Here is a 22918-nt window from a genome sequence, read left to right on the forward strand (position 1 = left end):
GGCAGGCCCGGGACGCGGAAGTGAACATGCGTGCGTGAAAATCGGAGCGAATTCACGCTTATTGTCGAGTGTTATCGTATGTTGGCAACAACACGTTGTCGTAAGCTACCGTGAATTGTAACTTGCACGCGACAGATTGTTAAAAGATCTAGCTGAAGAAACTTTACGTGCGGCAACTGCATGCGGATAATGGGTTCACGGCGCGCAGGACCGGCGCCGGTCCGCCGCCAGGTGGATCTTGCCCACCTCGCCATCAGGACCCCGCATGAACAGCTCCGCACTTGCCCAGCACGCCTCCGAACACGACCGCCACGCCGACGCCATCGCCATCACCGGTGCCCTGGACCGCGTGCAGGCCATCATCGAATTCCGCCTCGACGGTACGATCATCCATGCCAACGAGAATTTCCTGAACACGCTGGGCTACACGCTGGACGAAGTGGTGGGGCGCCACCATTCGATGTTCTGCGCCCCGGACTACGTGCGCTCGGCCGAATACGACGCGTTCTGGGCCGGCCTGCGCCGCGGCGAGTTCGAACGCGCGCAATACCGCCGCATCGGCAAGGGCGGGCGCGACGTGTGGATCGAAGCGTCGTACAACCCGATCCTCGATGCCGGCGGCAAGCCATGCAAGGTGATCAAGTTTGCCTGCGACATCACGGCCTACAAGAAGCGCGCCAATGAACACGCGGGTCTCGTGGGCGCCATCGACAAGGCGCAGGCCGTCGTCGAATTCGACATGCACGGCGTGGTGCTGAATGCAAACGAGAATTTCCTTTCCGTGATGGGCTACGAACTGGGCGACATCCAGGGCGAGCACCACCGCGTGTTCTGCGAGGACGACTACGCGTCCAGCCTGGAATACCGCAAGTTCTGGCAAAAGCTCAACCGCGGCGAGTTCGACGCCGGGCGCTACAAGCGCATCGGCGCCAATGGCCGCACCGTGTGGATCCAGGCCACCTACAACCCCATCTTCGACCTCGACGGCAAGCCGTACAAGGTGGTGAAATTCGCCACCGACATCACCGCGCAGGTCGCACTGGAAGCGGAAGTGGAACGCAAGAGCGAAGCCGAGCGCCGCAAGGTGGCGCTGCTGCTTGCCCAGGTGGAGCGGGCCGCGCACGGCGACCTGACCGGCACCCTGGACATGTCCGGCAGCGAGCCGATCGACCAGTTGGGCGCCGGCGTGGGCAAGATGATCGCCGACCTGCGCGGCGTGATCGCGCACGTGGTGTCCGAAGTGGCGCGCCTGTCGTCGTCGGCCGGAACGATCGCCGAGCGGTCGAACGTGGTGGCCGGCGGCGCGCAGGCCCTGGGTGCCACGGTGGAGGAAATGAACGCGTCGGTCGACGGCCTGACCGCGTCGATCACCACGATCGCCCGCGGTGCGGGAGAAGCCAACACGCTGGCGCAGAGCACGAAGGAAGCGGCCGAAACGGGCGCCAAGGCCGTGGCCCGCTCGATCGAGGCGATGGCGCTGATCAACCAGTCGTCCGAGGACATCAGCGAAATCGTCAAGGTGATCGGCGAGATCGCCAGCCAGACCAATATGCTGGCATTCAACGCCGCGATCGAGGCGGCGCGCGCCGGCGAACATGGCCTGGGCTTCTCGGTGGTGGCCGACGAAGTGCGCAAGCTGGCCGAACGCTCGTCGCAGGCGACCAAGGAAATCTCGAAACTGATCGCGGAATCCGTCAAGCGCGTGGCGCAGGGCAGCGAGATCTCGCGCCAGGCCAGCGATGCCTTCGACCGCATCGCCAGCGGCGTGGAACGCACGTCGCTGGCGATCGGCGACATCTCGGCTTCCGTGAACGAACAGTCGCTGTCGGCGCGCGAAGTGGCGGTGGCGATCAACCATATCGCCGAGGAATCGGAAAAGTCCGCCGGCTCGTGCGACAGCATCGCCGTGCAGACCGATGAGCTGAACCGCACGGCGGCGGACCTGAACCAGACCGTCTCGGGCTTCACCGTCTGAGCGGCCGGCCATGCAGATGCTCGACATGACGCCGGCCACTGCCGCGGCGGCGATGGAAGCCGCCCGCGCCACGGCCGCACGGGCCCTGGCCGATGCGGCGGGGCTGGAGCTGTTCGGCTCCTTCCACCTGGGCGGCGAGGAATTCGCGCTGCCCGCGCTGGCCCTTCGGGAAGTGGTCGCCTACCCGGAGCGTGTCACGCGCATGCCGCTGTCGCCGGCCTGCCTGGAAGGCATCTTCACCTTGCGCGGCACCGCGATCCCGATCGTCAACCTGGCGCGCATCTTCGACGCCGCAGCACCCGGTGCCGGCGCCCACCAGAAGATCGCCATCCTCGACCATGAAGGCGTGCTGGTCGGCCTCGTCTTCGATGCCACCGGCGAAGTGCTGCGTGTGCACCCCGAGCAGCGCAGCATCGTGAGCCAGGGCGCGGGCCGGCAAGCCGTCATCGGCGGCACGATCCTGCTGGAGGATGGCGGCCACGAAGCGGGCGCCCGCCTGCTGCAGGTGCTGGTGCCCGACGCGCTGGTCCGCATCGACAACGTGCCCCAGGTGCGCTCGATGTCCTCGGCCACGCGCGCGGCGGAACGGGCGCGCTTCCTGCGCCATGCCGAGGCGCGCAAGTGCCTGTGCTTCTCCGCCGGCGGCACGGCGTTCGCGTTCGCGATGGCGGCCGTGCAGGAAATCATCGGCGTGCCCGAGCTGCGCACGTCCGTCATGCTGGGGCCCCTGTGCAAGGGCTGGATCAATTTTCGCGGCCGCGCCGTGGGCATCGTCGATTTCGCCGCGCTGATGGGGTGCGCCGCCGACGCCGGCAAGGAAAGCGACCGGCGCATCCTCGTTGCCCGCATCGGCGAAGAGCTGCTGGGCTTTCTGGTCGATTCGGTCGACACGATCATGCCGTACTTCGATGGCGACGTGCTGCCGATCCCGCTGCTCGGCACGCGGCGCGGCGCCATGTTCCGCGGCTGCCTGCCGCGCCAGAACGGCCCGGACACGCTGTTCCTCGACCATGCCAGCGTGCTGAGCGACGCGGAACTGGCCGAGGTGTGCGCTGGCCACCGCCGCATCTACCAGGACGAGGCGGCGAGCGAGGCCGGCCGCGCCACGGGCAAGGCGGCGGAGCGGCGCCAGGTGTACCTGGCGTTCGAGCTGGGCAGCCCGTGGGCGACCGACATCGGCCAGGTGCGCGAGATCATTCCCCATGCCGGCGACATGGTGCGCCCGCCGGGCGCGCCGGCCTGCGTGCAGGGCATGCTGAACCTGCGCCAGCGCATGATCGCGGTCATCGACCTGCGCCGGTTATATGGCATGCCGGCGCTGCACGACACGGCCGACTGCAAGATCCTCGTGCTGGAACGGGGCAGCGAACGCTATGGCGTGATCGTCGACCGCGTCGACAGCATCGTCCACCTGCCGGCCAGCGCGCGGCGGCCGTCGCCCAGGCTGCTGCGCGCCGGCGGCGGCGTTGCCGACATGCGCTGCGAGGTCAGCGAAGTGCTGGAGTTGCCCGATGGCGCGGTGAAAAGCCTGTTCGAGCGCGAAGCGTTCTTCGCCACGCTGGAACGGGCGCTGGCCGTCTGACGACCTGCGGCTCCCGCGGCCGGCATCGGCACGGCCGCCTATCAAGTACACTGCTCGCGATCCAATACTTCGCTGACCGAGCAGATGACGAAAAAAGACGACAAGCAGAACGCGCCGCCGCCGCAGGAGCCGGCACCTGCACCGGCACGCCGCCTCACCATCAAGGACGTGGCGCTGGCCGCCGGCGTGTCGCTGACGACCGTATCCCATGCGCTCAATGACCGCGGCTATGTCGATCCGGATACCCGGGCCAGGGTGAAGCGTGTCGCCACCGAACTGGGCTACCGCCCGAACCTGCGCGCCCAGCGCCTGCGCACCGGCAAGGCGAACAGCATCGCGCTGCTGTCGTCGATGCCGTTCGCCGTGGCCGGCGGATCGTCGCGGCTCGGCTTCATGATGGAAGTGGCGGCCGTGGCGGCCGAGGCGGCAATGCGGCGCGGCCAGGCCCTGATCCTCGTGCCGAACCTGGAAGGATCGAAGCAGCTGATCGACGAACTCGATATCGATGGCGCGCTCGTGGTGGAACCCGTGGCCGACGATCCGCAGATCCGCCGGCTCAGGGAGCGCGGCGTCGCCGTCGTGTCGATCGGCCGGGTCGTGGACGAGACGCTGCCGATCCCGCAGGTCGACCTGCAAAGCGCCGCGGCCGGAGAGCTGCTGCTGGAACACCTGCGCGCGCAGGGCGCGCGCCACATCGCGCTGCTGGTCGGCTCGCAGAACCGGCATTCCTACCAGGAGATGGAGCGGGTGTACACCGCGTTCATCCGGCGCCACCGCCTGCCCAAGATGGTGGCCAAGGCCGACGAATACGGCGGCGAGGAGGCCGGGCGGGCCGCCTGCCATGAACTGCTCGCCGACTTTCCCGCCATCGATGCCATCTGCGTGCCGGTGGATGCCTTCGCGTCCGGCGCGATCACGGCGCTCGACGAAATGGGCCGCGCCGTGCCCGGCGACGTGATGGTGGCGACGCGCTACGACGGCCTGCGGGCGCGCAACGCCGTACCGCCGCTCACGGCGGTCAACCTGCACCTCGAACAGGTGTCGGCACTGGCCGTCGAGCTGCTGTTCCAGCACATCAATGGCGACAATGGCCCGCAGACCGTCCGCGGCCCCGCGCCGGACCTCGTACCGCGCCGCTCGTCCCGGGCCTGACGGCGAACCGGCGCCGGCCCGACGCCCCCAAGGCTGTTGCTGTTTTTTTACAACCCCACCGCGATTCCGGACGGAACGCTTGCGTGCGCCGCCGGGTTCACCTACACTTACCAAAACGATTTGGGAAAAATGTCGCGGTCATCCGCCGGCCCGCCGCCGTTGCAACTGCCGGTTGGGCAGGCTCTTTCTCCGGCAGCCGTTCTTTTTTTTAATCTTTGTCCCAAATCGATTTGGGGTGGTCATGGAAGATTGCAGCAGCATGCCGCAGAGCAGGCGCCACAACCGGTAACCGGGCCGCCCGACGCCAATGAAGTGACCAACAACCATGGAGACAGACATGACGGAAATTTCGGCCAGTGCCGCCAGCGGCGCGGGAGCAAGACCATCGGGCAGGGCGGCGCCACGCGGCGGCGCCGGGGACGAAAGGCTGGAAGACAGCCAGGCGAGTGACACGGCGGCGACCACGTCGGCAACCGCGCCGGCAACCGCGCCGGTCGACGAGCGCCTGCCGCTCGGCAAGCTGTTCGTGTTCGGCCTGCAGCATGTGCTGGTGATGGCCGCCGCGCCGATCGCCTCGGTCTTCATGATGGCCAAGGCGCTGGGTTTCGCACCCGACCTGACCATCAACCTGCTCAGCGCCACCTTCATCCTGTGCGGCCTGGGCACGCTGCTCCAGTCGCTGGGGCCGCGCGGCGTCGGCGCCCGGCTGCCGTTCGTCATGCTGCCGGGGGGCGCCCCCATCGTGCTGTTCATCCTGATCGCCCAGCAGACGGACCTGCAGACCGCCGCCGGCGCCGTCCTGCTGACAGGGGCGGCCTACTTCGTGTTCCTGCCGCTGTTCCGGTGCTGCCTGCGCTTCTTTCCCGCGCTGGTCGTCGGCACGATGCTGCTGCTCGTGTCCGTCAACCTCGTCAAGGTCTCCGGCCTGCTGATCACGGGCAGCCCGGGCACGCCGGGCTTCGCCCAGCCCATGAACATCGTGCTGGCCTTCGCCACCATCCTGTTTACCGTGCTGTTCTCGCGCCTGCTCACCGGCCTGTGGCGCCAGTTGTCGATCCTGCTCGGCCTCGTGGCGGGCACCTTCGTCGCGTTCGCGCTGGGCGCGGTGCACAGCGCGCCGATCCCGCTGTGGCCGCTGGTGAGCGTGCCGACGTTCCTGCCGTTCGGCGTGCCCAGGTTCGACGTCATCGCCGCGCTGCCGCTGATCATCTTCTCCGTCATCTCGATGGTCGAAGCGACGGGCCAGACGGTCGCCATCAGCGAAACCGTGGGCAAGGAAATCGACCAGAAGCGCGACGTGCCGAAGACGATCCGGGGCGATGCCGTCATGTCGCTGCTGGGTGGCCTGTTCGGCACTTCGCTGATCGTCACGAGCGGTGAAAACATCGGCGTCGTGCGGGCCACCGGCGTGCGCTCGCGCTTCGTTACCGTGTTTTCCGGCCTGATCCTCATGGTGTTCGGCCTGCTCGCGCCGCTGACGAAAGTGGTGAGCCTCGTGCCGGAGGCGGTGGTCGGCGGTACCGGCGTCATCGTCTTCGCCATCGTCGGCGTGATGGGCATCGACATGCTGCGCCGGGCCGACCTGCGCAACCACGCCAATATGTACATCCTTGCCGTCGCACTGTGCGTGGGCCTGCTGCCGATCGTCATACCCGGCATGTACAGCAACTTCCCGCCGAATGTGCGCATGTTGCTCGGCAATGGCGTGGCGATGGGCGCGATCACTGCCGCGCTCCTGAACTACTTCTTCTTCCACCTCGGCCCGAAGGGCGCCACGGACGCGCCGGCCGACCCGCACTGACATCCACCAACCTGTACCACCACGCTTCGCCGCCATCCCGCCGGACGGGAGGGCAGGTCGCGTTCATCGACAAAGGACCACAATGACACCAGGCTTGACTGCAAGACAATTCGACCATGCCGAGCAACTGCTGCTGCCCGAATGGGTCATGCTGAAGGACGGCCCCGTGCGCGCCCACGGCGTGCTGCTCGGCGGCGGCAAGTTCCGCGACGTCGCTCCCGCCGCAGTGCTGCGCGACCGCCATCCGGGCATCCCGGTCCACACCTTGCCGCGCACGCTGCTGATGCCCGGTTTCATCGATACGCACCACCACGTGACCCAGTCGTTCGGCAAGTCGCTCGTGTTCGGGGAGCCGTCGGAAATCTTCCGGCGCGTGTGGGTGCCGCTGGAAGGCTGCCTGACGAGCGAGCACCTGTACATGGCCACGAAACTGTCGGCGCTGGAAGCGTTGCGGGGCGGCTTCACGACCGTGTGCGACGCGGGCACCCGTGCCGGCGGCACCCTCGATGCCGTGACGGGCGCGCTGGCCGACACCGGCATCCGTTCGGTCGTCGGGCTGATCTGCAACGACCTTGGCGTAGCGGCGGGGGCGCCATCCTTCACGGATATCCAGCGCCGGGCGGAAGCGCATATCGAGCGCTGGGGCGGCAACCACCTGTTGCAGCCTTCGCTGGCGATCTCGATCCCGGAAGCGGCCACCGACCGCATGCTGAAATGGGTGGCCGATGTGTGCGACGAATCCGGGTGCATGTTCCAGACCCACGTCAACGAGCACCTGGCGTCGGTGGAACGCTCGATCGAACAGCGGCGGCGGCGGCCGATCGAACACCTGCACCACCTGGGCGCGCTGAATCCCTGCACCCTGTTGGCCCATGCCACGCTGGTGACGCCGGAAGAGATCGCGATGCTGCGCGATACCGGGGCGGCGGTCAGCTACAACCCGGTGGCCAGCGCGTGGAAAGGCAATGCGGTTGCGCCGGCGCACCTGATGGCGACGCTGGGCATCCGCATCGCCCTGGGCACCGACGGCACGCGCGGCGACGGTTTCCGCCTGCTCGACCATGCCGAGGCGGCGCAACGCTACGCGTTCGGGCTGGCGGTCGGCGATTCCTCGTGCGGTGCCGGGTGGCGCTGGTTCGACCGCGCCACGCTGGGCGGTGCCGACGTGCTCGGCATGGCGGGCAGCACGGGCGAGATCGCCGCCGGCAGGGAAGCCGATTTCCTGCTGCTCGACCTCGATGTGCCGGAGATGACGCCGTCGTGGGACCTGACATGGGAACTGGTCCGCCTCGCCAACCGCAGCCAGATCATGGCGGTGTTCGTGGCCGGCAAGCTGCGCCTGCTCGATGGCTGGCCGGTGGACTGGGATGGCAGGGCCTTCGTGGCGGAGGTGGCGGAAGTGGCCCGCGCCGTGGTGGCCGACGCCCCCATCGCGAAGCTGCACGGCACCACCGAGGCATGCCGCATGGCGGCCGCCAATGCGGGGGCGGAACGATGAGCACGGATATCCTGGCCTGGATCGGCCTTGCCGTGTTTGCCGGCACGTTCATCCAGGGCACCACCGGCATGGGTTTCGCGCTCATCGTGGCGCCCGTGCTGGGCCTCCTGAAGCCCGAACTGCTGCCGGGGGGGCTGCTGCTGATGATGCTGCCCCTGAACGCCTACGTGGCGTGGCGCGAATGGCGCTCGCTCGACCGGCGTGGCGTGGCATGGATCACCGGCGGGCGCGCGGCCGGCACCTTCGGCGGGCTGGCCGTGCTGCTGGCATTGCCGCCTTCCGCGCTGAACATCATGATCGGCGCGACGACGATCCTGGCCGCCGTCGCCACGCTGGCGATGCCATCGTTCGCGCCGAAGAAAAGCGCCTTCCTGTCCGCGGGCCTGTTTACCGGCATCACGGAAACGGCGACCGGCATCGGCGGGCCGCCGCTGGCGCTGGTCTACCAGCACATGCCGGCGCCAACGCTGCGATCGTCCGTGGCGCTGTGCTTCCTGCTGGGCGAAATCATCTCGATCGTGGTGCTGGCCATCAGCGGCCGGATCGACACCGGCACGTTCGGCACGGTGGCCTGGGCGCTGCCGGCGCTCGTGATCGGACTGGTCGCCAGCCAGGCCGTCTACCACCGGGTCAACGCGCGCTTCCTGCGCATCGCCGTGCTGGCATTCGCCATCGTGTCCGGTGTGTTCATCCTCGTCCACCACTGATCCGTCGTTACGCGTACCCGGAGACCTTATGTTCCAGATTGCCAGCACCAGCAACAAGCATCGTAAATTCGCACACCGGAAACTCGCCGCCGCCGCCATGCTGGCAGCGGCCTGCAGCAACACTCAGGCCCAGCCGACGCTGCGCTTGACGGGCCTGATCGACAGCTACGTGGGCAGGAACCAGCTGAGCGGCATGTCATCCGCCGTGGCCAGCGTGGGTGCCGGCGGCATGTCGACATCGTGGTTCGGCGTGACCGGCACGGAAGACCTGGGCGACGGCTTGCAGGCGCAGTTCGCGCTGACGTCGTTCTTCAAGCCCGATACCGGGATGCAGGGCCGCTTTCCGAGCGATACCTTCTTTTCGCGCGATGCCAACATCGGCCTGAAGGGGCGCTTCGGCGCGGTCCACGTCGGCGCCTGCACGAGCCCGAACTTCTTCCCGACCGTGCGCTTCAACCCGTTCGGCAACTCCACCGTGGTATCGCCGCTGCTGCATTCCTACGTGCAGACCAATGGCGATCGCGCCACCTGGCGCAATGCGATCGCCGGCGACACCGGGTGGAGCAACCAGGTGTCGTATACGACGCCGGAGTTCGACGGTTTCACGCTGGACCTGCACTACCAGTTCGGCGAAGTCGCCGGGCATTCGGGCAAGCGCAACGTGGGTGCGCGCGGATCGTACACGCGCGGGCCGCTCGCGCTGGCCGCCTACGTGCAGCGGGTGGCCGTCAACAATCCGCTCGATCCCGGCCTGCCTCGCTCCGCGCTCAACGCGCCCGGATCGCCGTCGCGCCAGCTGGCGTGGTTCGTCGGCGCCATCGGCGACGCCGGGTTCGCGAAGCTGTATGGCACGTTCCAGCGCGCCAGCAGCGATGCCGATGTCCGCGACCGCACGTTCCAGCTGGGGGCGAACGTGCCGGCTGGTGGCGGCGCGTTTCTCGTGTCATGGGCGAAGACACGGCGCAGCGGCCCGCTCGACGGCCCGGCGCTGGCGCGCAACACCGTGTCGGCAGGCTATGACCATCACCTGTCGAAGCGCACCGACCTTTACGCCGTGGCCATGGCCGACCGTATCACGGGGCAGGCGCGGGCGCACACGGTTATCGCCGGCATCAGGCATCGGTTTTAAGGGCATCCGCGGTCGCGTCGTCCGCATGCGCCCGTGTAAACGCGCCAGGCACGACGAGCACCACGCAGGTGCCGGCCGCGCTGCTGTCGAAATGCAGCCGGGCGCCGATCTGCGCGGCGCGCTCGCGCATGCCCGGCAGGCCGAAGTGACCGGGCTTGCCATCGGCGAATGCGCCCAGGCCGGCTCCCTCGTCGCTCACCGACAACGTAAACTCGCGTGCGCTGGCATCGGCCAGCAGCGTGACCGGGCCGGGGGTATGCCGCAGCGCATTGGTCAGTGCCTCGCGGGCGATCGCGTACACGTCGCGCTGCAGCTTCGGCCGCAGCCGGGCCACGGCCTCGGGGCCGATCAGCCGCACCCGTTCCACGCTGCGCGGCACGGTGAGCTCGACGTCGCGCAGCAGCGATCCCCAGAAATCGCCGTCCGACGCGAATTCGCCGCGCAGCCCCCGCACTTCATCGCGCCCTTCGACCAGCACGAGTTCGGCGCGCTCGAGCACCCGTTCCAATTCCACCCTTACCGGGCTGGCGGGCGGCAGCTTCACCATCGCCGCGTGCATGCTGAGCAGCATGCCTTGCACGCTTTGCAGGAACGTGTCGTGCAGCGAGCGGGCGATCGATTCGCGTTCGCGCACGCGCACCAGCAATTGTTCCTCGATGCGGGCGGCCATGCGGCGCGTGCGCAGCCGGTAAGCGAGCGCTATCAGCAGCACCGCTGCGAGTGTCGCCGCGCCGCGGAACCACCATGTCTGCGTGAAGCGCGGCGCGATGTGAAAGCGTAGTGTCGTGATGCGGCTGGCGGTACCGCGTTCGTCGAAGGCCATGACATCGAACGCATGGTCGCCTGGGCCGAGGCGCTGGAAGAACGCCGTGCGGCGCGTGCCGGCATCCTGCCACGCTTCGCTGCCGGCCATCCGGTAGCGGAAGGTGACGCGCTGCGGCGTACGCAGGCTGGGCACCGTGTAGTCGACCTGCACATCCTCGGTGCCTTCGGGAAGCCGCACCGGCATGGCGGCGCGATGGCGCTTGCCGCCGGCCGTCACGGACAGCACTTCCAGGTCCGGCATGGCGGCGTCCGGCGGGAGCTTGCCGGGATCGATCCAGGCCAGCCCGCGTTCGCCGGTGAACCACAGCCTGCCATCGGGCGCGGCGAAAGCCGTGTTGGTGAGATGCGACGATTCTCCGCCACCCACGTAGCCCTCGAACGAATCGAACAGCGTTCCCTTCAACGGCAGTCGCGGATCGGCCAGCGTGCGCGACCAGGCGCCGGGCTGGACGCGGAAGATGCCCCGTTCGGCGTTCAGCCAGCGGGTGCCGCCAGGACCTGCCGTGAGGCCAGTGACGACGCCCAGCCCGCCCGGCACGTCGGCCCGGAGCGGCTGGAAGCGCCCACCGGCGAGGATCTGTGTGCCTTCCACGCCGGCCACGAGCAGCGGCGTGCCCGGCGAAATGAGCGTGAACTTGCCGACGGCGAGACCGTCGTCGGGGCCGTATTCGCGCACGCCGGCACCGTCGACGATGCGCAGGCGATTGTCGGGCAGCCCCAGGTAGGTGCGGTTGGCGGTATCGGCCGCCACGACAATTGGGCGTTCATCGCGGTCCGCCGGCGGCGGTGACCAGCGGCCAGCGCCGTAGTGCCAGGTACCGGCTTGCGCGGTCCACAGCCAGAATTCGTCGAAGCCCGCCATCACGCGGTTGATCCGCAGGTTGGGCGTGCCGGCCAGGGCGGGCGGCAGGGCGATGCGCCGTACGCCATCCTGCGCGTGCAGCGCAATGCCATGCTCACCGGCCAGTATCAGGGTGCCGTCCGGTGCGCGGTCGAGCGCGCGCGCGGCGAGCGGGTCGGGCTGCCGTTCGACCTTGCCGCCGGCGATGCGCGACAGGCTCGCCGTGTCGTCGTACCGGCGTACCTGCACCGTGAGGATGCTGCCATCGAGCGCTGGCGCCGCCTGCGATTTGCCGCGGTCGAACAGCTCGGGCACCATGTGCACCGGCTGGTCGCGCAGCCGCTCCAGGCCCGATGGCGTGCCGATCCAGATGCTGCCGTCGCGGCCTTCCATCATCGACACCACGGTCAGGCTGGTCATCTGCCATGGCTGGTCGAAGCGCTCGGCGGCATCGACCGGCGTGAACGCAGCGCCATGCCGCCAGTGCGCCGGGCGCAGCACGCACACGCCGACCGGGCAGTTGCCGGACCACAGGTTGCCATCGCGGTCGAACACCGACTGGAACGAGCTGCTGCGGCCGGGCGGGGGCGGCACCCGGCGCGCCGACGGGGGCGCCACGCGGGCGAACGCCTTGCCCTGCACCAGCCATATGCCGCCATCGCCGGCTTCGATCACCATTGCATTCGTGTTGGCGGCGCGCACGCGTTCGAACGCCTTGCCGCCCGGCGCCATCACGTACAGCGCCTGGCCATCGACTGCCCACAGCCGGCCGGCGCCATCGGCCAGCGCGTATTCGGCGCGGGCGTTCGGATAACCCCGTTCCATGCCCACCCGCTCGGCCTTGCCGCCGGCCAGCCGGAACAGGCCGCGTCCGGTGGCCGCCCAGGCCACGCCGTCGCTGTCTTCGGCGATCGCGTACACGGCGCCGGTTTGCGCCGGCAACAGCAGGTGGCGGTAGCTGCCGTCGCGCAGCACGGTCACGCCGCCGCGGCCATGGCCGATCCACAAGGCACCGTTGCGTGCCGGGCGCAGCACGGTGACGGCCGGATTTTGCAGGCTGCTGCCGTCCACCGTTTCATACGGCTGGAAACGCACGCCGTCGAAGCGGAACAGGCCGGCCTGGCGGCCGGCAACCCACAGCCAGCCGTCGGGCGTCTGCGCCAGCGTATCGATGAAGCGGGGCGCGCCTTCGGCTTCGCCCCAGCGGTCGTGGCGGTAGCCGTCCAGCGCGATGGCGGGATCGAGCGCGTGCGCGGGCGGCCCGATGGCGCACAGCGCCAGCAGGCAGGAATGGAGGAGCGCCCGGAGACGGTGGGTGGATAACATCTTGCAATTGTCGTATGGGAACGAAGCGGCGTCCAGTCCGGCCGGGGGCAACAGGTGCCAGGCGAGAGCCGGCGTCATGGTGTTGTCATATAAGTAGTTTAAGTTTGACAACTATCTTTTCTTCCGGAGCCCCCGATGTCCCTGCCACGTTCCCCGATCCTGTGCCGCCGCACCGGCCTGCCGTTCAACATGCTGGTGCTTGCCGTGGCGCTGGCCGGCCCGGCGCTGGCCCATGCCGCCTCGTTCAACATCGCGGCAGGCACCACCACCGCGGCGCAAAACCTCGGCAATGGCCAGGCCGGTTCCGTGGCAGCGGGTGCCTCGCTGACCGTGGGCGGTTCGGCAGTCGCCGTGGCGGTCACGGGCGACAACGTCATCCTGGACAACCAGGGCACGATCACGCAAACGGGCGGCGGCCGCGCGATCCGCGCCAACGGCGCCGTGCAGCAGTTCGTCATTACCAATGGCAGCATCACGAACGGCGCGGCGCTGATCCGCACGGCCGATGCCGACGTGATCCAGATGAACAGCCCCGCGTCCAGCGTCGTGCTGGACAACTATGGATCGCTGGTTTCGGTCAACGCTTCGGCCGGCGGTGCGCAGGCCGTCGACTTCAACGCGGTGACGGGTGCGAATACCATCAATAACCACGCGGGCGGCCTGCTGCTGGCCAGCGAGGCCGATGCCGTGCGGCCGGGCGAGCGCGGCGTCGTGTTCAACGCCGGCACGATCCGCTCGGTGACGGCGACCGGCAGCAGCAGCGACGGCATCGACGGCCAGGAAAACAGCGGCATTCGCGTGACAAACGCGGCGACGGGCCTGGTGGACGCCGCCCGTCACGGCATCACGTTCGAACAGAAGAACGCGAACACGACGTCGACGCTGGACCTGACGAACCTGGCCGGCGGCATCGTGCGCGGCAACGACGGTTCCGGCATCAATGTCGACGGCTTCAATGGCCGGCAAGTGGTCCTGGTCGTCAACGGCGGCCTTATTTCGGGCAACGGCGTGACGGGCGACGGCGACGGTGTCGACGTGGATGGTCTCGTGAACATCATGAACACGGGCGTAATCCGCTCGCTGAACGCGGTGGACGCGGGCGGCCTGGCATACAGCGAAGGCATCTCGGCCGGCGGCGGCACGATCGTCAACAGCGGCACCATCGAGGGGCTGGTCGCGGCGGGCAATACCAATGCCGTGGGCCGTGGCATCACGCTGGCCGGCAACGACGTCGAGACCGGCCCGCTGGCCGGCACCCGCGAAGGCCTGTACGGCAATGCGGCGATCATCAACCAGGGCGGCGGCGTGATCCGCGGCCAGGGCGATTCCGCGATCGCCGTGACTGGCGGCACGGCCAGCGGCTACCAGGTCAGCATCGACAATCACGTGGGCGGCACGATCCGCGGCGGCGGCACCACCGCGGCCGCGATCCGCACGAATGCCGACGACGCATCGATCACGAACGCCGGCACGATCGACGGCAGCAGCAGCGGCAAGGCGATCGCCTTCGGCGGCGGCAACGACAGGCTCGTGATCAACGGCGGCAGTGCCGCGGTGCTGGGTTCCATCGATGGCGGCCTGGGTACCAATACGCTGGTCGTCGATGCCGGCGCCGGCGGCCGCTTTGCCTACGCCGGCGCGATCACGAATTTCGCGAGCGTGGAAATCCGGAGCGGCGCGCTGGCGCTGCAGGGCGCGGATGTCGTCGGCGCCGGCAGCGCGCTGGTGCTGGCCGGCGGCACGCTGGACCTGGCGGCTGCCGCGTCGCAAACCTTCGCCAGCCTGGCGCTGGCCGACAGCTCGACCATCGTGCTGGGCGACACCGTGCTGACCTTCAATGGCCTGGGCACGATCGCGGCCGGCGAATCGCTGGCGCTGACGCAGGCGGGCGGCAGCTTCACGCTGCGCTTCCTTGGCGACTATGCGGGCAATGCGGCGTTTTCCCAGCTGATCGGTGCGACCACGATCGATGGCGTGGGCGTGACGTACAGTTTCGACGGCAGCTACACGAATGTCAGTGCGGTGCCGGAGCCGGCGACCCTCGGCATGCTGCTTGGCGGACTGGGGATCGTGACCGCCGCGGCGCGGCGGAGGAAGGCCGCGGCGGTGTAAGCCGGCCACAAAGCAAAAAGCCCGGCACATGCCGTAGTGCCGTTCAGATAAGCCAACCCAGCGGCAGATGCCGGGGTCAGACCCAGCGGGTCTGACCCCAGACCTTCGCTTTTGGGGTGTATGCATGCGGATTCGACATGCCGGCCGAACGCTAACTGAACGGCATTGGGGCCTATGCCGGGCTTTTCACATCGGGAGGCGTATCAGGCGATATCGACCTGCTGGTTGTCCTCGCCATACGGATACAGCGTGACGATGCGCCCGTCGTCGTCGTAGAACAGTTCCGTGACCTTCACCGAGCGCAGGTGCGTGATGCCGCCGGACAGGCTGCTGTCGTGGTAATACAGGAACCACCGGCCCTCCACCTCGACGATGGAATGGTGCGTGGTCCAGCCGATCACCGGTGTCAGGATCCTGCCCTGGTACGTGAACGGGCCGTACGGATTGTCGGCCGTGGCGTAGCACAGGAAGTGGGTATCGCCGGTCGAGTACGAGAAGTAGTACTTGCCGCGGTACTTGTGCATCCACGGGCCCTCGAAGTAGCGGCGGTCGTGGTCGCCCGCCAGCAGTTCCTTGCCGTCCTCGTCGAGGATGACCACGGCGCGCGGCGCCTCGGCGAACTGTTTCATGTCGGCCGACAGGCGGGCCACGCGGGCCGTCAGCGCCGGCTCGTCGTCTCCCGGCTCCTCGTGGGACGCGCCGTAGGTGTTGTCGCGGTATTTCTGCAACTGGCCGCCCCAGATGCCGCCGAAGTAGATGTAGTGTTCGCCGCCATCCTCGAACACGGCCGGGTCGATCGAATAGCTGCCTTCGATCGGTGCCGCTTCGGCCGTGAACGGGCCGGTCGGGCTGTCGCTCGTCGCCACGCCGATCTGGAAGATGCCGTCGGCGCGCTTGGCGGGGAAGTACAGGTAATAGCGGCCATCCTTGCGTGCCGCGTCCGGCGCCCACATCTGGCGCGCCGCCCACGGCACGTCCTTCACGTGCAGCGCCACGCCGTGGTCGGTCACGTCGCCATCGGGGCGGTCCATCGAGAAGACGTGGTAATCCTCCATCGCGAAATGGTCGCCGTTGTCGTTGAACGGAACGCCGGCTTCGATGTCGTGCGACGGGTAGAGATAGATGCGGCCGTCGAACACGTGGGCCGACGGGTCGGCCGTGTAGACGTGCGTGACGAGCGGTTGCGAGATCGCGCTGCTTTTGAGCTGTTCAACGCGTGCCTGGTTGTCCTTGGAGTCTGCCATGTCGTTGCTGTTTCCGATGTTGATGGTGATTGGACTATCGCGGGGCTGCGGCGCGGCGCAGGCCCAGTTCCTGTTCGATGGTGCGTTCCATCGACTTCCTGATTTCATAGAATGCCAGGCTGCCGACGGCGAGCAGGAACGGGATCGCCGCGTACAGGCTGACGGACAGGCGGATGCCGTCGGCCACGGCCGGGGGCTGCACCGCCTGCGTGGCGTCATAGCCGACGGTCGACAGCAGCGCGGCGACCATGGCGCCGCCGATGGAGAGGCCCGCCTTCAGGCCGAAGATCATGGCCGAGAACAGCAGCGCCGTGGCGCGGCGGTTGTTTTTCCATTCCGAATAGTCGGCCACGTCGGCAATCATGGCCCACAGCAGCGGGATCGTGATGCCGTAGAAGAAGCCGTGCAGCAGCTGCGACACGAAGACGATGCCGATCGACGTGGGCGCATAGAAGTAGAACGCCAGCATGAACAGCGTGGAGATGAACAGCGCGACGCCGAATACTTCGCGCTTGCCGAAGCGGTCCGCCAGCGGACGGGAGAAGCCGATGCCGATGATCATCATCACGATGCCGATCGCATTGAACACGCTGAACGCGGACGTCGGCGCGTCTTCCGGCCACTGGAACGCGGTGAGGCCCACGCTTGCCAGCACGGCGTTCAGACCGGCGATGAAACCGTTGAAGCCCACGTCCTGCAGGAACGCGGCCAGGTGCTGGCTCGACAGGTAGCTGCGGAAGTAATAGATGTACATGCCGCCCTTCAGCGCCAGCGTGATGAACACGAGGATCGTCACGGTCAGCATCACCATCCACGGGCGGTTGCGCAGCAGGTCCGTGATGTCCTGGCCGATGCTGGAGCGCTGCGCCGCCGTGGGCACGATGCGCTCGCGCGTGGTGAAGAACGTGATCAGGAAGCAGATCGTGCCGGCGATGGCAAAGATGATCATCGTGTTGCGGAAGCCCGCCACCTTGTCGCCATCGCCGAGGATCAGCACGAGCGGCAGCAGCAGCACCTGGATGATGAACTGCGCCACCATCACGGCCACGAAGCGGTAGGCCGACAGGCTGTTACGCTCGGACATGCTGCCGGTCAGCACGCCGGACAGTGCGGAGTAGGGCAGGTTGTTGGCCGAATACACGAGCATCAGCAGCACGTAGGTGAGCGAGGCATAGATGATCTTGCCGTCCGGGCCCAGGTCCGGCGTGCTGAAGGCGAGGATGGCGATCAGGCCGAACGGAATCGACGTCCACAGGATCCACGGACGGAACTTGCCCCAGCGCGTGACCGTGCGGTCGGCGATCAGGCCCATCAGCGGATTGAAGCACGCGCCGACAAGACCGCCGGCAAAGATGATCGTGGCCGCCGCGTTGGGGGAGACCTTGAATACGTCCGTGTAGAAGAAGGCGATGAAAGTCAGCAGGGTCTGGAAGATCAGGTTGGCTGCCAGGTCGCCCAGGCAGTAGCCGACTTTCTCCGTGACCGTCAGGCGGTCGGCAGCGCCCGGCTCCACGGCAGGCTGTTGCATGTTGGTCATGATGTCTCGCTTTATCGTTATGAGGTTGTAACACTCGCGTTATCGCAAATGAATAGCGCAACCATTTCTATATGTTAGCCCAAGTTCATCGGTTGTTGGAATATTTCTGGTTGCGCTACCGATATGCGCGTGAACAGTTATTCACAAAACTTATCTGTGTCATGCGGGAAATAAAGTGGCGGAATGCCGGAGCAGCTGCGATGATGCACCTGTCTCCTCCAACTCTCCCAGAGAATTGGAATTCGCCGGCCCCGAGCCGGCATTTTTTTTGCGCGAACAGTTTCCTCAAAAACAGGGTCCGTCCCCATTTTTCGAGCAATGTTGCACCAAAAATGGGGACGTACCCCATTTTCTGGGCAACATTCAGCGCAGCGCGGGGTAGGTGAACATCAGGAAGTGCGTGGCGTTGAGCGCGAAGTGCGTGAGGATCGCGGCCTCGATCCGGCCGCTGCGCTGGTAGGCCAGGCCGTAACCGAAGCCGGCGAACGTGGCCAGCACGATGAGCGCGGGGCCGCCGTGGGCGTGGGCCACGCCGAACAGGATGGCGGCCGCAGCCACCGCGATACGCGGGCCGTTCGGCCGGTGCGCCAGCGCGGAGGCGAGCCGGCCCTGGACCAGCGCACGGAAGAAGGCTTCCTCGGCAAGGCACGTCGTGAAGAGGTTCAGCAGCAGGAACAGCGGCGCGTAGTGGAACCAGCTGGCGAACCACTTCGGGTCGATGGCGATGACGCCGGCGCCATAGCCGGCCAGCAGCACGATGACCGGCGTCGCCACGATCACGGGCCATGCGGCGGCCACGGCGCCCCATGACCCGCGGTCACGCGCAACATTGGCGAACGTGGCGCACAGCACGATGCCGACGGCTGTCTTGTCCAGGTTCAGGTACAGCGACACGGGAACCGATGCCGCGCTGACCTGCAGCTTGTCGATCAGGAGCGGGTTGGCGAAGCCGGGAACGGCGTGCAGCGCAAGCGCGAGCGACAGCAACGCGATCGCCGCCAGCAGCACGCCCTTCAAGACCCGATGCGTGGCGCGCTGCCAGCCGGCGCACAGTGCGATGAGCGCCAGCAGGGCTAGCACGCCGGCCGGCTGCATCGCGCCGAGCGCCACCGCGGTAGCGACGACAATGGCCAGGCCGATAGGCCATGCGGGAACGCGCCCCAGCGGGGGCACCCACAGCGACAGTACGGCAAGGAGCCAGGCGGCGGCCAGTGGCCAGAACGAGGGCGGCAACGAAGTCATGGTCGGCGCAAGAGGGGAAGGTTGGCCATTATAGACAAACGGGCAATGCCGATGGCTGCCGAGATGCATGCCGCGATGGCTCCCGTGGTCTGTACCTTAGAATGGCGGCTCCATCGCTCCAGGAACCGCACGATGTTCGAGATCAGCCAGCTCCGCTGCTTTGTCGCAGTGGCCGAGGAATTGCACTTCAGCCGCGCGGCCGAACGCCTCAACATGACCCAGCCGCCGCTGAGCCGCCAGATCCGCCTGCTCGAGCACCATGTCGGCGCCCAGCTGCTGGAACGGAACAGCCGCACGGTGCGGCTGACGGCGGCCGGCAAGGCGTTCTTTCCCGAAGCGTCCCGCATCCTGCGCATGGCCGAAGAGGCAATCTTTACGGCCCGCCGCGCCGCGAAGGGCGAGCAGGGCACGCTGGCGATCGGTTTTACCTCCGCTTCCGGCTACAGCCTGTTGCCCGAGGTGGTGCGCCGCCTGCGCGAACGGTCGCCCGGCATCTCGCTGACCTTGAAGGAGCTGGTCAGCACGACCCAAGTCGAGGCACTGAACGCGGGCCAGCTCGACCTCGGCCTGATGCGCCCGCACCCCATGAACCCGGAACTGCAAAGCATGCTGCTGGCGCGCGAGGCGCTGATGCTGGCGATCCCGGAACGGGAAGCAGACCAATGGCCGGCCGAGCCCACATTGGCCAGCCTGCACGGCAAGCCCTTCGTTATGTATTCGCCCTACGAGGCGCGGCCGTTCCACCAGATGCTCAGCGAACGCTTCGAGCGGGCCGGCGTGGTGCCCGACATCGTCGAACACATCGGCCAGGTACACACGATGCTGGCACTGGTGCGTGCCGGGCTGGGCGCCGCGCTGATCGCCGAAGGCGCATCGCGCCTGCAGTTCGATGGCATCGTGATGCGCCGGATGGAAACGGAGCCCGTGGAAACCGTGTGCGCCTACCGCCGCGACAACGAAAATCCCGTGCTGCAGCTGTTCAAGCGCGACGTGCTGCCGAGTTTTCACTCCGGCTAGACAGCGCGGCGTCGATGCCGGCCGTGCATCGATCAGGAAGCTGATCGGGGTACTAACCCGTTGATGCAATGGCTGAAAGCGCCATCGCACCGGCAGGCTCTTGATCAGGAGTAATTCAATTATTGGATTGGTGCCGTCACTTATTGGTTTGTTGGCACGGGAGCGCAGGCATATGATTCCCGGGCGTACAAGACAACAGGAGACACCATGCAGCACGCACCACCGATCGACAAAGCCGCAACCTCGTCCGCCACCCGCACCCGCACCCGCACCCGCTGGACCATCCTGGCGATGCTGTTCGCCGTCACCACCATCAACTATGCGGACCGCGCCACGATCTCGATCGCCGGCCCGAGCCTGAAGGCCGATCTCGGCCTGTCGGCCGTGGAAATGGGCTATGTATTCTCGGCCTTCGCCTGGTCCTACGTGCTGGCCCAGCTGCCGGGCGGCTGGCTGCTGGACCGCTTCGGCACCCGCATCACGTATTTCTTCAGTATCTTCCTGTGGTCGCTGTTCACGATGTTCACGGGCGCCATCGGCTTCTTCACGGGTGCCACCGCGGTGGCGCTGCTGTTCGCCTTGCGATTGCTGGTCGGCGCCGCCGAGGCGCCTTCGTTCCCCGGCAACAGCCGCATCGCCTCGTCCTGGTTCCCCACCCACGAACGGGGCCTGGCCGCCGCCGTATTCAATTCGGCGCAGTATTTTGCCACCGTGCTGTTTGCCCCGATCATGGGCTGGCTGGTGCACACCTACGACTGGCACAGCGTGTTCTACGTGATGGGCGGCCTGGGGATCGGCCTGGCGTTCGTGTGGCTGAAGGTCATCCACGGCCCGCGCCAGCACCCGTCGATCAACGCGGCCGAACTCCAGTACATCAAGGAAGGCGGCGCGCTGGTCGACCTGGAAGAAACGAAGCATGGCGCGGAGCCGAGCAAGGTCGACGTGTTCGCCGCCATCAAGGAGCTGCTGTCGAACCGCATGCTGCTGGGGGTTTACGTGGCGCAGTACTGCATCACCACGCTGACGTATTTTTTCCTGACCTGGTTTCCCGTGTACCTCGTGCAGGAACGCGGCATGACGATCCTGAAGGCGGGCTTCGTGGCCTCGATGCCGGCTATCGCCGGTTTCCTCGGCGGCATCGCCGGCGGCTGGCTGTCCGACCGCCTGAGCAAGGCCGGTTATTCGCTGTCCGTATCCCGCAAGGTGCCCATCGTGCTGGGCATGTTCCTGTCGATGAGCATGATCGGCTGCAACTACATCGAGACGGACATGCTGGTCGTGGCCGTGATGTCGCTGGCTTTCCTGGGCAAGGGCATCGGCGCGCTGGGCTGGGCCGTGGTCGCCGACACGTCGCCGAAGGAAGCGGGCGGCCTCTCCGGCGCACTGTTCAACACCTTCGGCAACACCGCCGGCATCACCACGCCGATCGTCATCGGCTACATCGTGCAGAACACGGGTTCGTTCTCCGGCGCCCTGGTGTTCGTCGGCGCCAACGCGGCGGTCGCGATCTTCTGCTACCTGTTCATCGTGGGCGACATCAAGCGTGTCACGTTGACGAAATCCCTGATCAAATAACTGGATAAACCACCATGACCAACTACGTTTCCGGCGCCCCCACCGTTACCGACATGCGTGTCGTGCCCGTCGCGGGCCAGGACAGCATGCTGCTCAACCTCTCCGGCGCGCACGGCGCCTGGTTCACCCGCAACATCGTGATCCTCACCGACAGCGCCGGCAACACGGGCCTGGGCGAAGTGCCGGGCGGCGAGAAGATCCGGCAGACGCTGGAAGACGCGCGCTCCCTCGTGATCGGCAAGAGCCTGGGCGAATACAACAACATCCTCAACGCGATGCGCAGCACGTTCGCCGAACGCGACGCCGGTGGCCGCGGCCAGCAGACCTTCGACCTGCGCATCACGATCCACGCCGTGACGGCGATGGAATCGGCGCTGCTCGATTTGCTGGGCCAGTTCATGAACGTGCCCGTGGCTGATCTGCTGGGCGAGGGCCGGCAGCGCGACAAGGTGGAGATGCTCGGCTACCTGTTTTATGTCGGCGACCGCAGGAAAACCAATCTGGACTACCGCGCCGAACCGGATGCCGGCGACGCGTGGTTCCGCCTGCGCAATGAAGAAGCCTTGACGCCCGAAAGCATCGTGCGCCTGGCCGAGGCCACGCGCGAGCGCTACGGTTTCAACGACTTCAAGCTGAAGGGCGGCGTGCTGAGCGCCGACGCGGAGATGGAAGCGATCGTCGCGCTGCACGAGCGCTTTCCCGAAGCGCGCGTGACGCTGGACCCGAACGGCGCCTGGTCGCTGCAGGAAGCGGTCCGCGTGTGCCGCGACAAGCACGGCATCCTCGCCTATGCGGAAGACCCGTGCGGCGCCGAGAACGGTTTCTCGGGCCGCGAAGTGATGGCCGAGTTCCGCCGCGCCACGGGCCTGCCGACGGCCACCAACATGATCGCCACCGACTGGCGCCAGATGGCCCACTCGATCCAGCTGCAGTCGGTCGACATTCCGCTGGCCGACCCGCACTTCTGGACCATGCAGGGCTCCGTGCGCGTGGCGCAGCTGTGCCAGATGTTCGGCCTCACGTGGGGTTCGCACTCGAACAACCATTTCGACATTTCGCTGGCGATGTTCACGCACGTGGGCGCGGCGGCGCCGGGCAAGGTGACGGCGATCGACACGCACTGGATCTGGCAGGACGGCCAGCGCCTGACGAAGGAGCCGATGCGGATCGAAGGCGGTTTCATCGCCATTCCGCAAAAGCCGGGCCTGGGCATCGAGCTCGATGAGGCGGAACTGGAAAAGGCGCACCAGGCGTACAAGAACATGGGGCTCGGTGCGCGCGACGATGCGGCGGCCATGCAGTTCCTCGTGCCGAACTGGCAGTTCGACAACAAGAAGCCTTGCCTGGTGCGCTGA

At 67.2% G+C, this 22918-nt stretch carries 16 protein-coding genes; 11 read left to right on the plus strand and 5 right to left on the minus strand.

The annotated features are described in order from the left end of the window. The first annotated feature begins 265 nt into the window (after positions 1-265). The 3 genes from ACY65G_RS27695 to ACY65G_RS27705 all read left to right on the plus strand — a co-directional run bounded on the left by ACY65G_RS27695 (position 266) and on the right by ACY65G_RS27705 (position 4709). Entirely contained in the window at positions 266-1975 is a 1710-nt protein-coding gene (locus tag ACY65G_RS27695) for a methyl-accepting chemotaxis protein (RefSeq protein ID WP_465000499.1), read from the plus strand. A gap of 10 nt (positions 1976-1985) precedes the next feature. Then, entirely contained in the window at positions 1986-3557 is a 1572-nt protein-coding gene (locus ACY65G_RS27700; RefSeq protein WP_465000500.1) for a chemotaxis protein CheW, read from the plus strand. An 84-nt stretch (positions 3558-3641) separates the two neighbouring features. Next, a complete protein-coding gene (locus ACY65G_RS27705; protein WP_465000501.1) occupies positions 3642-4709 on the plus strand; it encodes a LacI family DNA-binding transcriptional regulator in 1068 nt (355 codons plus the stop codon). A 138-nt stretch (positions 4710-4847) separates the two neighbouring features. Here the strand turns inward: ACY65G_RS27705 and ACY65G_RS27710 are convergent, their stop codons facing one another. Further along, positions 4848-5048 carry a hypothetical protein gene (locus tag ACY65G_RS27710; protein WP_465000502.1) on the minus strand — a complete coding sequence of 67 codons (201 nt, stop codon included), beginning with the start codon at positions 5046-5048 and terminating at the stop codon, positions 4848-4850. On the opposite strand from ACY65G_RS27710, the gene ACY65G_RS27715 reads away from it, so the two are divergent. The 4 genes from ACY65G_RS27715 (at position 5047) to ACY65G_RS27730 (ending at position 9844) form a co-directional block, all read left to right on the plus strand. After that, positions 5047-6510, plus strand: coding sequence for a uracil-xanthine permease family protein (locus ACY65G_RS27715; protein ID WP_465000503.1), 1464 nt, complete (start codon positions 5047-5049; stop codon positions 6508-6510). The genes ACY65G_RS27710 and ACY65G_RS27715 overlap by 2 nt on opposite strands. A gap of 82 nt (positions 6511-6592) precedes the next feature. Then, positions 6593-8008, plus strand: a complete 1416-nt coding sequence (locus tag ACY65G_RS27720; RefSeq protein ID WP_465000504.1) for an amidohydrolase family protein — start codon at positions 6593-6595, stop codon at positions 8006-8008. Next, positions 8005-8715: a sulfite exporter TauE/SafE family protein gene (locus tag ACY65G_RS27725; RefSeq protein ID WP_465000505.1), complete on the plus strand. Its 711-nt coding sequence runs from the start codon at positions 8005-8007 to the stop codon at positions 8713-8715. Before ACY65G_RS27720 ends, ACY65G_RS27725 begins: the two co-directional genes overlap by 4 nt. Before the next feature lie 28 nt (positions 8716-8743). Continuing rightward, entirely contained in the window at positions 8744-9844 is a 1101-nt protein-coding gene (locus ACY65G_RS27730) for a porin (RefSeq protein ID WP_465000506.1), read from the plus strand. On the opposite strand, the gene ACY65G_RS27735 is transcribed toward ACY65G_RS27730, so the two are convergent. Continuing rightward, a complete protein-coding gene (locus tag ACY65G_RS27735; RefSeq protein ID WP_465000507.1) occupies positions 9828-12914 on the minus strand; it encodes a sensor histidine kinase in 3087 nt (1028 codons plus the stop codon). The genes ACY65G_RS27730 and ACY65G_RS27735 overlap by 17 nt on opposite strands. A 57-nt stretch (positions 12915-12971) precedes the next feature. On the opposite strand from ACY65G_RS27735, the gene ACY65G_RS27740 reads away from it, so the two are divergent. Beyond that, positions 12972-14948 carry a beta strand repeat-containing protein gene (locus ACY65G_RS27740; RefSeq protein ID WP_465000508.1) on the plus strand — a complete coding sequence of 659 codons (1977 nt, stop codon included), beginning with the start codon at positions 12972-12974 and terminating at the stop codon, positions 14946-14948. A gap of 203 nt (positions 14949-15151) precedes the next feature. Here the strand turns inward: ACY65G_RS27740 and ACY65G_RS27745 are convergent, their stop codons facing one another. The 3 genes from ACY65G_RS27745 to ACY65G_RS27755 form a co-directional block, all read right to left on the minus strand. Next, on the minus strand, positions 15152-16192 hold the full coding sequence (locus ACY65G_RS27745; protein WP_465000509.1) for a glycoside hydrolase family 43 protein: 1041 nt from the start codon (positions 16190-16192) through the stop codon (positions 15152-15154). Positions 16193-16226: 34 nt separating this feature from the next. Beyond that, complete coding sequence (locus ACY65G_RS27750) at positions 16227-17729, minus strand: MFS transporter (protein WP_465000510.1); 1503 nt, start codon at positions 17727-17729, stop codon at positions 16227-16229. A gap of 363 nt (positions 17730-18092) precedes the next feature. Continuing rightward, positions 18093-18971 carry a lysostaphin resistance A-like protein gene (locus tag ACY65G_RS27755; RefSeq protein WP_465000511.1) on the minus strand — a complete coding sequence of 293 codons (879 nt, stop codon included), beginning with the start codon at positions 18969-18971 and terminating at the stop codon, positions 18093-18095. A 132-nt stretch (positions 18972-19103) separates the two neighbouring features. Between ACY65G_RS27755 and ACY65G_RS27760 the strand changes: the two genes are divergently transcribed. From ACY65G_RS27760 to gudD, 3 genes are all read left to right on the plus strand, one after another. Next, complete coding sequence (locus tag ACY65G_RS27760; RefSeq protein WP_465000512.1) at positions 19104-19988, plus strand: LysR substrate-binding domain-containing protein; 885 nt, start codon at positions 19104-19106, stop codon at positions 19986-19988. A gap of 207 nt (positions 19989-20195) precedes the next feature. Continuing rightward, positions 20196-21563 carry an MFS transporter gene (locus ACY65G_RS27765; RefSeq protein ID WP_465000513.1) on the plus strand — a complete coding sequence of 456 codons (1368 nt, stop codon included), beginning with the start codon at positions 20196-20198 and terminating at the stop codon, positions 21561-21563. 14 nt (positions 21564-21577) lie between these two features. Beyond that, entirely contained in the window at positions 21578-22918 is a 1341-nt protein-coding gene (gene gudD / locus ACY65G_RS27770; RefSeq protein ID WP_464999003.1) for a glucarate dehydratase, read from the plus strand.

It is taken from the genome of Pseudoduganella sp. jia 12 (assembly GCF_055502675.1).

Coding starts and splice junctions, on each gene's coding strand:
- ACY65G_RS27695 (WP_465000499.1), top strand. CDS start 266: ATGAACAGCTCCGCACTTGCCCAGCACGCCTCCGAACACGACCGCCAC.
- ACY65G_RS27700 (WP_465000500.1), top strand. CDS start 1,986: ATGCAGATGCTCGACATGACGCCGGCCACTGCCGCGGCGGCGATGGAA.
- ACY65G_RS27705 (WP_465000501.1), top strand. CDS start 3,642: ATGACGAAAAAAGACGACAAGCAGAACGCGCCGCCGCCGCAGGAGCCG.
- ACY65G_RS27715 (WP_465000503.1), top strand. CDS start 5,047: ATGACGGAAATTTCGGCCAGTGCCGCCAGCGGCGCGGGAGCAAGACCA.
- ACY65G_RS27710 (WP_465000502.1), bottom strand. CDS start 5,048: ATGTCTGTCTCCATGGTTGTTGGTCACTTCATTGGCGTCGGGCGGCCC.
- ACY65G_RS27720 (WP_465000504.1), top strand. CDS start 6,593: ATGACACCAGGCTTGACTGCAAGACAATTCGACCATGCCGAGCAACTG.
- ACY65G_RS27725 (WP_465000505.1), top strand. CDS start 8,005: ATGAGCACGGATATCCTGGCCTGGATCGGCCTTGCCGTGTTTGCCGGC.
- ACY65G_RS27730 (WP_465000506.1), top strand. CDS start 8,744: ATGTTCCAGATTGCCAGCACCAGCAACAAGCATCGTAAATTCGCACAC.
- ACY65G_RS27735 (WP_465000507.1), bottom strand. CDS start 12,914: ATGACGCCGGCTCTCGCCTGGCACCTGTTGCCCCCGGCCGGACTGGAC.
- ACY65G_RS27740 (WP_465000508.1), top strand. CDS start 12,972: ATGTCCCTGCCACGTTCCCCGATCCTGTGCCGCCGCACCGGCCTGCCG.
- ACY65G_RS27745 (WP_465000509.1), bottom strand. CDS start 16,192: ATGGCAGACTCCAAGGACAACCAGGCACGCGTTGAACAGCTCAAAAGC.
- ACY65G_RS27750 (WP_465000510.1), bottom strand. CDS start 17,729: ATGACCAACATGCAACAGCCTGCCGTGGAGCCGGGCGCTGCCGACCGC.
- ACY65G_RS27755 (WP_465000511.1), bottom strand. CDS start 18,971: ATGACTTCGTTGCCGCCCTCGTTCTGGCCACTGGCCGCCGCCTGGCTC.
- ACY65G_RS27760 (WP_465000512.1), top strand. CDS start 19,104: ATGTTCGAGATCAGCCAGCTCCGCTGCTTTGTCGCAGTGGCCGAGGAA.
- ACY65G_RS27765 (WP_465000513.1), top strand. CDS start 20,196: ATGCAGCACGCACCACCGATCGACAAAGCCGCAACCTCGTCCGCCACC.
- gudD (WP_464999003.1), top strand. CDS start 21,578: ATGACCAACTACGTTTCCGGCGCCCCCACCGTTACCGACATGCGTGTC.